2 protein-coding genes are annotated in these 1,309 nt (G+C 61.1%); both read right to left on the reverse strand.

The annotated features are described in order from the left end of the window. Window positions 1–481: FAD-dependent oxidoreductase (locus ABJK56_RS03905; protein ID WP_347243358.1), on the reverse strand; the 481-nt coding region annotated here is incomplete at its 3' end. Between the two features lie 13 nt (window positions 482–494). Continuing rightward, window positions 495–1,309, reverse strand: an 815-nt coding sequence (locus ABJK56_RS03910) for a radical SAM protein (protein ID WP_347243359.1), incomplete at its 5' end; no start/stop codon positions are given.

Below are 1,309 nucleotides of genomic sequence, written 5' to 3' on the forward strand. Positions count from 1 at the left end.
CGCAATGGGCAAGCGTTTTCGAAACCTCCCGAAAATCCACAATGCCCGTCGAGGGAACCCACAACGCCCTGAGACAGCGCACATGGGGTTCCAGGGATCGGGCTTCTTCGGCCGAAAGCACACTCATGCCGGCAACACCGTTGGCGGTTCCCCGGCGGAACAGTTCGCCCAGCCATTGCGTTTCCACGGCGTCCGTTGCGGCCACGATTTTCCCGCAGATTTCGAAGGGGATGGACTGATCGCGACAGAAGGCGATGAGCGCCTTGGCGCCTTCCACGCACAGCGTCGCCTTCAGGGATCCCGGTCGATAGTAAATGCCCGAATGGATGACCCCGCTGTTGTGGCCCGTTTGATGGGCGCCCGGACCCGCTTCCTTTTCCAAAACCACCAGGTCCAAAGAGGGCTGGCGTTCCAGGAGCCGATAAGCCGTGGCCAATCCCACGATGCCCGCACCGATCACCACCGCATCACAGGTTTTCATTTCCACCTCTGCCTTAGAGTTCTTCTTCGCGGTCGAGACATGGGTTGAAATAACCAAAACGAATGTCGGGAAACCGATCCCGGATTCGCTCCATGAGCCCAAGAATCCCCAGGGGCTTGCCTTCGCTCTGAAAGCCCAAGCGCGAGAGGATCCATTGGGGATCGGCGTTCAAATTGCGCATCTGAATCAAATCCACGGGAGCTTTTTCCAACAAGGCGCATAACGCTTGGAACTCGTGCGGGTCGTCCGTAAAACCGGGAAGGACGAAGTAGTTCAGGGACACGAACCGGCCGCGAGATTTCATGGCCTGGATGGAACGGACCACGTCGTCGAAGCCGTAGCCCCGGGGACGATAATAGGCGTGGTAGAATTCAGGCCGGGCCGAGTTGAGGCTCACCCGCAGGCTGTCCAGCCCGGCGTCGGCCAGTCGGGCGACCACGTGAGGCAGGCTGGCGTTGCTGTTGCAATGGATGGTTCCGCGGTTTGTTTCGCGGCGCATGATCCGGATGGACGCTTCCAGGGTTTCCCCCTGGAGGAGCGGTTCGCCTTCGCAGCCCTGGCCGAAACTTACCACGGCCCTTGGGGCCTTCAGCAGATGGGGCACGGCCGTTTCGGCGATTTCTTCCGGCGTGGGCACAAAGCCGATGCGGTCCTGGGTGGCGCACAAGCCCGATTCGTCCTGCAAACTGATGCAGCCCAGACACCGGGCGTTGCAGATGGGCGAGGTGGGCAGGGGGGCTTCCCAGCGGTTCATGAAGAGGTTTCGCGCCGCAGGGCACCCGTAGGTCAGGGCGCACTTTCCCAGATGCTGGATGAGGCGGTTGGAGG

Origin of the sequence: Thermogutta sp. (genome assembly GCF_039793925.1) — a bacterium.
Lineage (GTDB): Bacteria > Planctomycetota > Planctomycetia > Pirellulales > Thermoguttaceae > Thermogutta.